8 protein-coding genes and 3 pseudogenes are annotated in these 12428 nt (G+C 69.2%); 4 read left to right on the forward strand and 7 right to left on the reverse strand.

The genetic code is table 11. The features are described 5' to 3' along the window. The first annotated feature begins 165 nt into the window (after positions 1-165). The 3 genes and pseudogenes from QMK28_RS34460 to QMK28_RS34470 form a co-directional block, all read left to right on the forward strand. Positions 166-663, forward strand: a complete 498-nt coding sequence (locus QMK28_RS34460) for an IS3 family transposase (protein ID WP_443050893.1) — start codon at positions 166-168, stop codon at positions 661-663. Next, positions 578-787: pseudogene (locus QMK28_RS34465) on the forward strand (DDE-type integrase/transposase/recombinase); the annotation flags it as partial. The gene QMK28_RS34460 and the pseudogene QMK28_RS34465, both read left to right, overlap by 86 nt. Before the next feature lie 47 nt (positions 788-834). Continuing rightward, positions 835-975: pseudogene (locus QMK28_RS34470) on the forward strand (IS30 family transposase); the annotation flags it as partial. Between the two features lie 782 nt (positions 976-1757). Here the strand turns inward: QMK28_RS34470 and QMK28_RS32050 are convergent. From QMK28_RS32050 to QMK28_RS32080, 7 genes are all read right to left on the reverse strand, one after another. After that, entirely contained in the window at positions 1758-3137 is a 1380-nt protein-coding gene (locus tag QMK28_RS32050) for a UbiD family decarboxylase (RefSeq protein WP_326443213.1), read from the reverse strand. Further along, positions 3127-3870 carry a maleate cis-trans isomerase family protein gene (locus QMK28_RS32055; protein WP_326443214.1) on the reverse strand — a complete coding sequence of 248 codons (744 nt, stop codon included), beginning with the start codon at positions 3868-3870 and terminating at the stop codon, positions 3127-3129. The genes QMK28_RS32050 and QMK28_RS32055 overlap by 11 nt, the downstream gene beginning before the upstream one ends. 101 nt (positions 3871-3971) lie before the next feature. Further along, positions 3972-4907: an amidohydrolase family protein gene (locus QMK28_RS32060; RefSeq protein WP_326443215.1), complete on the reverse strand. Its 936-nt coding sequence runs from the start codon at positions 4905-4907 to the stop codon at positions 3972-3974. A gap of 79 nt (positions 4908-4986) precedes the next feature. Continuing rightward, positions 4987-7248 carry a molybdopterin cofactor-binding domain-containing protein gene (locus QMK28_RS32065; RefSeq protein ID WP_326443216.1) on the reverse strand — a complete coding sequence of 754 codons (2262 nt, stop codon included), beginning with the start codon at positions 7246-7248 and terminating at the stop codon, positions 4987-4989. 62 nt (positions 7249-7310) lie between these two features. Continuing rightward, positions 7311-8030 carry a GntR family transcriptional regulator gene (locus QMK28_RS32070; RefSeq protein WP_326443217.1) on the reverse strand — a complete coding sequence of 240 codons (720 nt, stop codon included), beginning with the start codon at positions 8028-8030 and terminating at the stop codon, positions 7311-7313. Between the two features lie 29 nt (positions 8031-8059). Then, positions 8060-9427 (reverse strand): nucleobase:cation symporter-2 family protein, encoded by a 1368-nt coding sequence (locus QMK28_RS32075; protein WP_326443218.1) that lies wholly within the window; start codon positions 9425-9427, stop codon positions 8060-8062. A 172-nt stretch (positions 9428-9599) separates the two neighbouring features. Then, positions 9600-10958: an amidohydrolase family protein gene (locus QMK28_RS32080; protein ID WP_326443219.1), complete on the reverse strand. Its 1359-nt coding sequence runs from the start codon at positions 10956-10958 to the stop codon at positions 9600-9602. A 560-nt stretch (positions 10959-11518) separates the two neighbouring features. Between QMK28_RS32080 and QMK28_RS32085 the strand changes: the two are divergent. Further along, positions 11519-12015: pseudogene (locus tag QMK28_RS32085) on the forward strand (transposase); the annotation flags it as partial. Between the last annotated feature and the right edge of the window lie 413 nt (positions 12016-12428).

The following is a 12428-nucleotide window of genomic DNA, read 5'->3' on the forward strand; positions in this document are numbered from 1 at the left end:
TCGGCAAGACCCGCACCTCACACCTCGCCCAGCTCGACCTGGCCGCATAAACGCCCACCCACTGCCGGTTTACACATTTCCCAACGGAGTCCTAAAGGCCCGGGGTTCCTCGCAAGATCATGCTGAAGTTCCCCCTCTGACCTGGACAGGTTGATACTGGGACGGATGGTCCCGGAGGAAGCAGTGCCAGGTAGTGCCTGCTACATCCACGACGAGAAGGCCGAACGAAAGCATCCCGTTACCCGCTTGTGCCGGGTTCTCGGTGTGAGCCGTGCCACCTACTACGCGTGGGTGGCCGCCCGGCCCGCATCCACTGAACGAGCAGGTTCTGAGGGCGAGTTGGTAGCGGAGATCCGCCGGATCCACGCCTCGTCCCGCGGCGCCTACGGGGCTCCGCGCGTGACGGCGACGCTGCGCCGTGCTGCGGATCAACCGGAAGCGGGTCGAGCGGCTGATGCGCGGACACGATATCCGGGGCATTACCCGGCGCAAGCGCCGCAACCTCACGAAGGCCGACGCCAGGGCGGCCCCCTCTGCGGACCTCATCGGCCGCGACTTCACCGCCGACAGGCCCGGCATCAAGCTCGTCGGCGATATCACGTACCTGCCGACTCTGGCGGGCTGGTGGTATCTCGCGACGGTCATCGACCTGGCCACGCGTGAAATCGTCGGATATGCGATGGCCGATCACCACCGGGCCGGGCTGGTTGTCGACGCGCTGAAGATGGCAGCCGGCCGCGGGGACCTCGTTCAGGACTGCGTCTTCCATTCGGACCGTGGCAGCGAGGACGGATTCAAGGAGTCGTCGCAACACCTTGATCGTGGAGGTGTTGGATGGGGCCGTCTGCGGGGTGGACGACGACGGTTACCGGGCGTCCGGCGATGCGTTCGCCGGGGCGGCCTCCGGTCCGCCGGGACGTGGAGCGGGCGTTCTGGGTCAAGATTGCCGAGGGGCTGACCAGCGAGGACGCGGCGACCACCGTCTGGGAGAGCCACGAGGCCGCCCGGGCTGACGTCTTCCGCTTCATCGAGGTCGAATACAACCGCACCCGACTGCGCAAGCACCCCGAGTACGGCTACGTCACCCCGATCGAGACCCGGGCGTTGACATCCCGCGATCTCACCCCCGCAGCGTAAGCATTCGCTGTCCAAGATCAGGGGGGAACTTCAACTCCCGCCGCCACCCCTCCACGACCACCTCGTACGACCCTGCGACCGGCACGCTCAGCCGGACCGGCCACCACACCGGGCCACCGCACGCCCGGCGCAGCAGAACGCGCCCGTCGCAGGACAGAACGACGGCCAGAGCGACGTGGCGCAACCGCGGAAGAGGGATGCTCATCACCTCAGCGTCGGCCACAAGCCATCAGAGCGCGCCCTGCCCTCAACCAGACCGGTGAAGGCTTGAGTGAACGTCAGCACGCTGAGGCTGTTCTGCGGTCCGGCCGGGGAATCAGGCTCACCCGCAGGTCTACGCCCGAACGTTTCCGAATGCGATGAAGCGCGTTTTAAGCCCGCTCACGAGACGGCCGCTGAACTGCGGCGATGAGGTTCTCCACAAGCCCCCGCCGGCACCACGACCATGCCGGATGTTGCGGCCGTCTCCTAGCAGGTCGGCGGCCCTTGACCGAGCCGGGCCCGGTCCGCGAGCGCCGTGAGAATGCGCTGGTAGTCCAAACCCGTCTGCGGCGCAAGATGCTGTGCGAACCCGCCGATCCGGTGGTGGCCTGACCCGGTCCGGCACGGTCCGGATGTCGTCAGCTCCCGGTCCGGTCCAGGAGTCGGCGGGCGGTGGCTGCGGACTCCTGCGAGACAGAGATCCTGATTCCGTCGAAACCGGGTCCGCGGGTCGCGTCCAGGGCCATCCTGGACGTAGTCCCGTCCGCGGTCGACGACGGATCGAGCGGACTGCCGGGCAGGCCGTCGACCATGAACACATCGCGGTGCGGCTGCAGGTGTGCGGCGAGGGCCCACAGCACCTGTTCGTCCCGCGTCACGTCCACGTCCTGGTCCACCGCCACCACGGTCTTGAGATACGGGTCCCACCCCAGCAGACCCATCATGATCTGCCGGGCCTGGCCTGGGCGGCTTCGGCCCAGGGCCACGTACGCGTGGAAGTGCGTGCCGGACGTCGGATAGTGCAACGCCGTCACCTCGGGGAAGCGCTCCATCAGTTTCTGCGCCATTTCCGATTCGCGCGGTACCCGTGCCAGGTTGAGGTGCTCGGCGGTGTTGCCGCCGACCACATCGAGCAGCAGTGCGCCCCGGCGGCGCAGCACCGTCTGCACGACCAGCACATTGTTGGTGGAGCGGTCCGAGGAGTAGCCGGAGAACTCCCCGAAGGGACCCTCCGGCGCGTGCCGTTCCGGGTCGATGACCCCTTCCAGGACGATCTCGGCGCTCGCCGGTACCCGGATGCCGTACCGGGGTGTGCGCACGACCCGCAGGGGTGCGCCGAACAGGCCACCCGCGATGGTCCGTTCGTCGGTGTCCGCGCCGACTCGGGCGGAGGCCGCGAGCATGAACAGCGGATGCCCGCCGATGATCATCGCCACCGGCAGGGTCTCGCCGCGCTCCTGCGCCAGGGCCAGTAGCTGCCACAGGTGGCCGCGGGAGTGCAGGCTGGTGGCGAGTTCGGTGCGGCTGTGCACCATCGAGCGGTGGTAGCTGAGGTTGCCCGCCCGGCCCTTGGCGTGGGCGGGGGCTTCGGTGGCGATGATGCCGCTGGTCACGTACGGGGCCCGGTCGGAGGCGAAGTGCTGGATGAGGGGCAGGGTGGTGAGGTCCACCGCGTCCCCTTCCGCCGCCGACTCCAGTACCGGCCCGCCGGGTACCTCGACCGGTTCGGTGCGGCGGGCGGCACCCGCCTGGTAGGCGCGGTGCAGTCCGGCCGGACCGGTGTCCAGCAGCCGGGCGATGCGGCGGCGGGAGGCGAAGACGTTGGTGACGAGGGTGGTGTCCAGGCCGGCGACATCGCGGCACACCAGCAGTTCGTCGCGGCCACGCGCGGCCAGCTCCATCGCGAGGGCCGCGACGTCCTCCCCGGCGATCTTCTCGTCGATGGTGAGGATGTCCCCGGGGTACCGGGCCGTGTAGTCGGCGAGGAAGACCCGCAGGTCCTGGGAGTCATTGGGCACAGCAGGCCGCCTCGTGGTGCGCCTGCGCGAACAGCTCTCCCCATTGGGGCGCGTGCAGTCTCAGTCCCAGCAGGGCCAGGCCGGTCTTTACCGCCACCCGCGCTCCGTCGAACACCGGCTTGCCCAGTTCCCGTTCGACGAGGGCAGCGACCGGCGCGACCGGTAGTTCGGTACCCGTCACCACCAGGCAGTCCGCGTCGTGCGGGTCGGCCTCGCGCAGCATCCGGCGCAGTTGTCCGACCGGTAGTTCCGCGGCCTCGCGGGGGGTCGCCAGGCCCAGTGCGGTGGTCGAGGTGACCTTGAATCCCTCGCCCAGGAAGGTGTCCGCGAGCCGTCCCACGAGCTGCGGTGAGCCGGGCGTGACCAGGGCGACCGAGGTCAGGCCGCGGTGGGCGAGCAGCTCGAGGGTGCCGAGGGTGACGGTGGAGGCCCGGACGCCGGTGGTTTCCTCGATCCGGCGGGCCGCCGCCCTCGCGTGCGCCGCTCCGTGCAGGTCGGCGGAGCTGCCGTTCCACACCACCGCGTCCGCTCCGGCGTGCGCCAGCAAGTATGCGGCGCGGGTGAGTTCGGCGGACTGTGAGGGGGCCAGCGCCGGTCCGTAGAGGTATTCGGGGAGCGCGGCGCGGGCGACGGGGTGGGCGGTCTCGACGCCGAGCGGTGAGCAGATCTGCGTCATCCAGCGCTCGGTGCCGCAACTGGTGGAGGGGACGAGGTGGCCGATGCGCTGCTGCATGGTGCGGCATCCACTTCTGAGTACGGACTGGCGGGGTGTACGAGGACGGGGCAGGGCAGGGACGGGGGCCGGCACCGGTGACGGCGGGCCGGCCCCGGACCTCAGCTGCGGTTGCCGCTGTACGCGTCCAGCGACGCGTAGGTGTCGGTCAGCCGCAGCTGTGCCTCTTCCTGGTTGCGCGGCGGGGGCGTGGGCTTGAGGCCCAGCAGCTTCGCCATGTTGTTCCCGAGGTACCCCTCCAGGTGCTCCTCGCTGAGGTTCATGCCCTGCGGCGGCGGGCCGCACAGCACCTCCAGTTCCCGGGCCCACATGCCGGGTTCGTTCGGCGGGGAGTCGGTGCCGAAGAGCAGCTGGTGCTTCTCCATCTGCTGGGCGAATTCCACGATCCGGGACTGGAGCAGCCAGCCCGACTCGCCGTACACATTGGGCGAGTCGAGGATCATGTAGAGCGCCTCGAAGCAGTACACGCCGCCGGTCTGCACCCCGAAGTGCCCCAGGATGAAGTTGACGTCCTTGAACTCGCGGATGATCGGGTAGAACTGCGTCGGGATCGAGTACGGCCCGTCGCCGGTGTGGATCAGGACGACGATGCCCAGCTCGGCGCAGACCCGCAGGACCGGCCGCAGCCAGTCCAGTGCCCGGTCGGGACGGTAGGCGTGCATGTTGGCGTGCAGTTTGAGCATCTTGAAGCCGTGTTCCTTGACATGGAACTCCAACTCCTTGGCGCCGTTCTCCGGCCCGAAGCGCGGGTTGTACATGAAGTTGCCGATGAAGCGGTCCGGGTACTGCTGGACCAATTGCGTGATGTACGCCATGTAGTCGCGGATGCCTTCACGGCCACCGCGCATTCCGTCCTGCCAGACGCTGTTGCCGGGCGGGGGCATGATGCAGCCGTAGTCGATCCGCCGCGGCTTCCCGTTGATCATGTAGGGGCCGTCCATCATGGCGATGGTGCGTTCGCCGGTGAACGGATCGCCGTCATGTCTCCATGCCTGGTCCACGATGTTCGTGGGGTGCATATGGGTGTCGATGATCAAGGTGCTGTTCCTTCCCAGGTTCTGGTCGTACGTGCTTTGACCGTGCAGAACCGTCGGGGGACCCGGGGGCGGGCCCGCATCACCTCCCTTCCGTGAAGTCGATGAAGTCGATGAAGTCGTCGGGGCGTACCGGCACCCTGGCGAGCTCCAGCCCGGTCGCGTCGCGCAGGGCGTTGGCGATGGCCGGCGTGGAGGACAGGGTCGGGGGCTCGCCCACCCCGTTCAGGCCGTACGGCGAGTCGGGGTGCGGCAGCTCCAGCAGGTCGATGGGGACCGGCGGCATGTCGGCGATGGTCGGGATGAGGTAGTCGGTGAAGGAGGGGTTGAGCACCCGGCCGTCCTTCACGCGCAGTTCTTCCATGAGCGCCAGGCCGAGCCCCTGTGCGCTGCCGCCCTCGATCTGGCCCTGTACGGCGAGGGGATTCATCGCTTTGCCGACATCCTGCGCGGTGGCGAGCTCGACCACTTTGACCAGGCCCAGCTCGGTGTCGACATCCACCACGGCCCGGTGCCCGGCGAAGGCGAAGGCGATGTGCGCGTCGCCCTGTCCGTTCTCGGGGTCGACCGGAAAGGTCCGGCGGTGCGTGTACTCGTGCTCCGCCTCGACCGGTCCCGCCGCGAGGAGCTGGGCCAGGGGCCCGTCGCCGCGCTCGGCCAGCTTGTCCAGTACGGCCCGGCAGGCGCCCTTGACCGCGCCGCCGCTCATCCAGGTGATACGGGAGGCCGAGGACGAGCCGGCGTCGCCGACCGTGGTGTCGGCGGGCAGGACGACGACCTGCCCGATGCCCAGTTCGCTGCGGGCTATCTGGGCCTGGACGGTCACGATGCCCTGGCCGCATTCGGCCGCCGCCGTACGTATCTCGGCGACTGGCTCACCGTTCGCCAGCGACAGCCGTACCCGGGCCACCGACCGGTCGTCCACCCCGCCGGAGAAGCCGATGGCCTTCACCCCGATCGCGTAGCCCACCCCGCGCTTGATGCCCTCGCCGCGGGTGGTGTTGCCCAGCCCGCCGGGCAGCGCCGTCCAGGTGCCGTCGGACACGGGCGGCATCGGGCGGTCGCGCAGGCGCCGCAGCAGCTCGGCCGCCGGGGCCGGGCCGTCCACGGTCTGTCCGGTGGGCAGGACCGTGCCGGTCGTCATCGCGTTGCGGATGCGCAGCTCGACGGGATCGAGGTCCAGGGCGCGGGCCAGCTTGTCGAGGTTGGACTCCACGCCGTAGCAGGACTGCACCGCTCCGAAGCCGCGCATCGCCCCGCACGGCGGGTTGTTGGTGTAGACGGAGAATCCGTCGATCCGGGCGTGCGGCACTTCGTACGCGCCCGCCGCGAAGTACGAGCCGTTGGCGATAACGATCTGGGAGGTGGAGGTGTAGGCACCGCCGTCCAGCAGCAGCCGCGCTTTGACGTAGACAAGCCTGCCGTCGCGGGTCGCGCCGTGTTCGAACCACATCCGGGCCGGGTGGCGGTGCACATGGCCGAAGAAGGACTCGTGCCGGTTGTAGCTCATCTTCACCGGGCGTCCGGTGTGCAGCGCGAGCATCGCGGCGTGGATCTGCACCGACACGTCCTCGCGTCCGCCGAACGCGCCGCCGACACCCGAGAGCGTCAGCCGGACCTTGTCTAGGGGCAGCCCGAGGGTGGAGGCCATCTGGCGCTGGTCGTCGTGGATCCACTGGGTGGACACGAACATGTCCACCCCGCCGTCCGGCGCGGGGACGGCCAGCCCCGACTCCGGCCCGAGGAAGGCCTGGTCCTGCATGCCGACCTCGTATACCCCGGAGACGACGACCTCGGCGAGCCGCTGCGCCTCGTCCATGTCCCCGTGCCGGATGCGGATATGACGTACGACGTTTCCGCCCTTCCGGCCCTGGTGGACCAGTGGCCCCTCACCGCGGACCGCCGCCTCGGGATCGGTGACGGCCGGCAGCTCCTGGTACTCCACCTCGATCAGGCGCAGCGCCCGGCGGGCGGTCTCGGGGTGGTCCGCGGCTACCAGGGCCACCGGCTCGCCCTGGTAGCGCACCCGGTCGGCGGCCAGCACGGGCTGGTCGGCGACCTTCATTCCGTAGAGCGGGTTTCCGGGGACGTCCTTGTGGGTGAGCACCGCGATCACGCCCGGCAGCCGCCGGGCGCGCCCGGCGTCCAGGCGGACGATCCGGGCCGACGGGTGCAGGCTGCGCAGGGTCGCGCCCCACACCATCGCGTCCCAGCGCAGGTCGGACGAGTAGGCGAAGGCGCCTTTCACCTTCAACCTGGCGTCCGGCCGCTGGACGCTCTCGCCGACCCCTCCCGGGGCGGCGGCCTTCGCGGCCTCCCGGCGGACGCCGGTCGCGGTGCTCACGATCGTTCACTTCCCTTCTCCGTGTGCTCGCGCGGCGGTCTGGTGCTCTGGTGGTGCCGGGTCTATGGGACCGGGCGGACTCCCGCTTCCGGGCCGTCCGGCGCGGGGCCGGTGGCCACCGCCTGCGACAGCCTGATCCGCAGCCTCCTGATGTGCTCGCGAGCGGCCTGTTCGGCAGCGTCGGGGTCACCAGCCGTCATCGCCTCGAAGATCCGGCGGTGCTCCGCGACGGCGAGCCGGGGAGCGTCGGGGCTTCGCCACAGTGAGTGCAACGCGAGGTGGGCCTTGCCCTGGATGGTGTCGAGGGCGACGGTGAGGTGGGAGTTCCCGGCGACCTCGCGGATCAGGCGGTGGTACGCCATGTCCATCTCGATGTGCGCCTTCTCGTTCTCTCCGGAGGCCACCACCTGCTCATGCTGTTCCAGGAGCGTGCGGAACTCCGCGACCTTGGTGGCGTCGAGCTGCTCGGTGGCGAGCCGGGCGGCCAGCCCCTCCATGACCTCGCGGACCACGTACAGCTGTCGTACGTCCTCCACGTCGATGGTGCTGACCACCGCGCCGCGGTGCGGCACATGGGTGGCGAGACCGTCGTGGATGAGGCGCTGGACCGCTTCCCGGACCGGGCTGCGACTGATGCCCAGCTGGGTGGCGAGGGCCGGGACGGAGAGGGCGTCTCCCGGGCGGAGCCGGTTGGCGAGCACGGCCGCCTTCAACTCCTCGTACGCCCGTTCCGCCAGCAGGCTTCCCACCGCTACCGGATTCACCGACCTGTTCGTCGACATTCCCCAACTCACTTTCCCGGCACCCCGTTTCACGGAGCGTCCTTCGCGTGGACTTCATGTTGCATGTAATGTGCGGAAGGGTCAACGGGTTGCACAGTCCTCTTCGCCGAACCGGGCAGCCGGAGGTGATGGAAGAAGAGGTTGAGCAGCAGGGCGCTGAGGGTGCCGAGGATGATGCCGCTCTCGAACAGCGCATGCAGTTGCCGGCCGGGCATCCGCTCCGCGAACTGCGGGAACGCGCTCGGCAGGAAGCCGATCCCGATGCTCACGGCGACCAGGGTCGTATTGCGCTGGTCGGTCAGGTCCGCCTGGGAGAGGATCTGCACACCGACCACCGCGATCGTGCTGAACAGCACGATCGTCGCGCCGCCCAGCACCGAGGGCGGCATCGCGGCGACCACCGCGCCAACCTTCGGCACCAGGCCCAGGAACATCATGATCACGCCCGCCGCGGCGACAATCCACCGGCTCTTCACCCGCGTCAGCCGGATCAGTCCGATGTTCTGCGAATAGACCGTGCTGGGAAACGAGTTGAGCGCCCCGGCGACCGCGGTAGCCAGGCCGTCGGCCCGCAGCGCCCGGGTGATCTGCTTCCCGTCCACCTCCCGGCCCACGATCTCGCCGATCGCGAAGAACTGCCCGATACTCTCCACTGCGATGATCACCATCACCATGAAGACCGACAGCACCGCCACGACCCCGAAATGGGGTGCGCCGTAGTGCAGCGGCGCCGTCATGCCCAGCCAGGAGGCGTCCGCGATGCCCGAGAAATCGCTGCGGCCCGCGAGCGCGGCGACGGCTGTTCCCACCGCCAGGCCCACCAGCACCGCCACCGTGGCGAAGAAGCCGCGCGAGAATTTGGAGAGCAGCAAGATGACCGCCAACGTCACTGCTGCCATGCCGAGTTGAGCCGGTTCACCGAAGGACTTCGCGGCCGGGTCACCGCCGCCCACCTGCCGCGCCGCGACCGACAGCAGCGTGATCCCGACGATCGTCACGATGGTGCCCGTCACGAGCGGCGGGAAGAAGCGCACCAGTTTGCTGAAGACCGGCGCGATGACGAACAGCGCCAGCCCGGCGGCGATCACCGCCCCGAAGACCGTGGGCAGCCCGGCCTTCGCGCCTCCCGCCGCCAGGCCGACCGATACGAGCGACGGCACCGCGGTCGTCGACGTGCCCTGCACCACCGGAAGCCTGATCCCGATCCCGGGCAGCCCCACCGACTGCAGGAGGGTGGCGATTCCGCAGGTCAGCAGTGAGGCGTTGACCAACATGCCGATGTCCGCACCGGACATCCCGATTCCCTGTGCCACCAGCAGCGGCATCACCACCGCACCGGCATAGAACGCGAGCACGTGCTGAAGCCCGTAGACGGCCATCCGCCACAGCGCGGGCACCTCTTCGACGGGGTCGCGCTGGTCACTGCGGTCCTGGGTTCTTCGGCCGGGCCCGACTTGTTCGCTGGACATGTGCGTTCTCCTCTCCCGCCCCGGGGCGGGGATCCTTGTGCGCGCACGTACGGGGGCCGCGGGACGGGCAGCCGGGAGGAGCGGACTTCCGGTGGTGCGTTCAGTGGCGCCAGGAGCTGCGCAGCGGGCCGATGCCGGCCCGCTGCACGAGGCGCTGCGCCCGTTCCTGGGCCTCGGCGAGCAGCGCTTCCTCATCGACGAAGAGACAGCGGCCGTCCTCGAAGACGACCCGACCGTCGACGATCGTCATATCGACGTCCGAGCCGCGCGCGGAGTAGACAACGGTGGCGACGGTCCGGTGCAGCGGCGTCAGATGCGGCCGGTCGAGGGCGACGACGGCCAGGTCGGCCGGCGCCCCGGGGCGGATCTCCCCCCCGCCCGTACCGGCGTACCGTCCGCCCTCACGAGTGGCGAGTTCCAGCGCCTCCTCGCAGCGCACGGCTGCCGGGTCCAGGGTGTGCAGCCGCTGGCCGAACAGAGTCTGTTTCATCACCTCGAACATGTCCTGCCGGTGGCCGGCGCTGGGCCCGTCGGTGCCGAGCGCGACCACCGCACCGGCTTCGCGCAGCTCGCGCAGCCGCATCACACCGGACGCCAGGTAGGCGTTGGAGGCCGGGTTGTGGGCGACGCCCGCCCCATGACCGCCGATCAGTTTGATCTCCGCCTCGTCCAGCCAGACGGCGTGCGCGAGGGTGGCCCGCGCATCCAGCAGTCCTTCGCGGGCCAGCCATTCCACGGGCCGGATGCCGTACGCCTCCAGGTAGTCCGCCGGGTCCTTGGCGCCCTCCGAGCAGTGCGTGTGCCAGTGGGTCCCGAACTCGGCGGCCAACCCCGCCGCGCCCCGGACCAGGTCCTGGTCGACGTACGAAAGATTCAGCGGGGCGGGCCAAATCTGGACCGTGGAGGAGCGGGGGCGCAGCCGCATGCATTCGCGCGTCAGCTCCAGTTCTTCCGCCACGGAATAGCGGAAGAGCGCGTCGGGCAGGCCCCGAGCGGCGGCGATACGCGTCTTGTGGCCGACCATCCCGCGCGCGACAGCCCCCCGTAGACCGGCCGTCTCGACCGCGTGCGCCACGGCGAGCACGGTGTCCGGGTCGGTCGGCGCGTAGTGGTTGTCAATGACCGTGGTGATCCCGGAGCGCAGCGCTTCCACCGCGCCGAGCGTGGCCGCGACGCGGGCGTCCTCGGGGTCGACCGCGATGGAGTACGGCCACATGAACTCGCAGAGCCAGGGCAGGATCGACAGTCCTTCGCCGAGTCCGCGGGCCAGGGACTGGAACAGGTGGGTGTGGCCGTCGGTGAATCCGGGCAGCACCGCCCGGCCCCGGCAGTCGACCGTGCGGGCCGCCTGCCACTGGGAGTTGATCTCGGCGGCAGGCCCCACGGCGATGATCCGGTTGCCGGTGATCGCCACCGATCCCGGTTCGTACACCGCCCGTTCCGTGTCAACGGTCAACACCCGTCCGCTGGAGAGCAATAGATCGCAGTACATGAGTCCTCCCGATACGTCTGCGACATACTCAATGTTGCATGTAACATATTCAGGCCAACGAGCCTGTCAACCCTTCGCGTCGTGATGGGACCGCACTGCACTGAGTGCCCCGCCGGTCGCAGGAGCCCGGTTCGACGTTGTCAACTCGGGCTGAGGGTGGCCTGACTGTCACGATCATCGGGTAGGTCGACGCTGGTGAAAGGGCAGGTTGCGGACTCGGTACAGGCACCGTCGTATCGGGGCTTCCGCTACCCGCCGGAGATCATCGCGCGCTGCGTATGGCTGTACTACCGCTTTCCCTCAGCTTGACGTTTATGGTCCGAGGTCGAACGCGGCTCGAACTTGGTGAGTGTTTTCGCAGTTCACCGGACGTGGAAGCGGCCTTCGGCTGATCCTCTGCTCCGTCACAGAGGCAGAGGATCAGCACGAAGGCCGTGGTCATGAGCTTGTGCATCAGGGCGTCCTGCAGGATGCGTTCGCGGAAGCGTCACACTTCCCGTCGGAGTTGTACGCGTGTCTGGGTGTCGCTGCCGCGGGCGGCGGACGGCCGGCTGGTGCTGGCCGTGGACATCTCGCCGCGGCTGCGGCCGGATGCCAATACCTGTGCTGACCGCTCCTTTGTCACACGTTCGCCCGTGGCGAGGGCAAGCATCAGATGGTCCCGGGCTGGCCGTACTCCGTGGTGGCCGCGCTGGAGACCGGCCGCACCTCGTAGACGGCGGTGCCGGACGCGGTCCGCCTGCAGCCCGGGGCGGACGTCGCGGCGGAGACCACTGTCCAGATCCGCGAGGTCATCGAGCGGATCGTCGACGCCAGGCAGTGGCAGGAGGGTGACCCGGAGCTCCTGGTAGTGCTGGACGTCGGCTACGACGCACCCCGCATCGCCCACCTGCTGGACGGTCTGCCGGTGTCGATCCTCGGCAGGCTTCGCTCCGATCGCGTGATGCGGCGACCGACGCCGCCGCGGGTCTACGACCCGAAGAGCGGCCGACCGCCCAAGCACGGCGGCCTCCTTCTTGACGGCCTTTGAGCTGCGCGGATTCCTCGCTCGTGGTCCCGGTCCGGGCACCGGCGTCGACTTCGGCCTGACGCGCCCAGTTCCGCAGGGACTTCACCCCGATGCCGAGCTTCGCACCGATCGAGCGGATCGCCGCGGAATCCGTCTTGTACTGATCACGCGTCTCCAGGACCAAGCGCACGGCCCGCTCCTTGAGCTCCTTCGGATATTGCTTCGCCATAACGGACTCGATCCTTCCAAAAGATCGAGCCTCGATCAAACCCCAATGCCGCGTAGTTAAGGCGGATCGGCCCAGGTCAAGTGGCTCTGAAGAGCGCCAGTTGAGGCGGTGGGACCTCTGCTATACCTCGGGAGTCCGCCAAGACGTCTCAAGATTCAGAGGCCCCCTTGCTGTTCCAGCATTCCACCGCGCACGCGTC

The sequence above is a fragment of the Streptomyces sp. H27-D2 genome (genome assembly GCF_035828615.1).
GTDB lineage: Bacteria > Actinomycetota > Actinomycetes > Streptomycetales > Streptomycetaceae > Streptomyces.

Coding starts and splice junctions, on each gene's coding strand:
- QMK28_RS34460 (WP_443050893.1), top strand. CDS start 166: ATGGTCCCGGAGGAAGCAGTGCCAGGTAGTGCCTGCTACATCCACGAC.
- QMK28_RS32055 (WP_326443214.1), bottom strand. CDS start 3,870: ATGCAGCAGCGCATCGGCCACCTCGTCCCCTCCACCAGTTGCGGCACC.
- QMK28_RS32070 (WP_326443217.1), bottom strand. CDS start 8,030: ATGTCGACGAACAGGTCGGTGAATCCGGTAGCGGTGGGAAGCCTGCTG.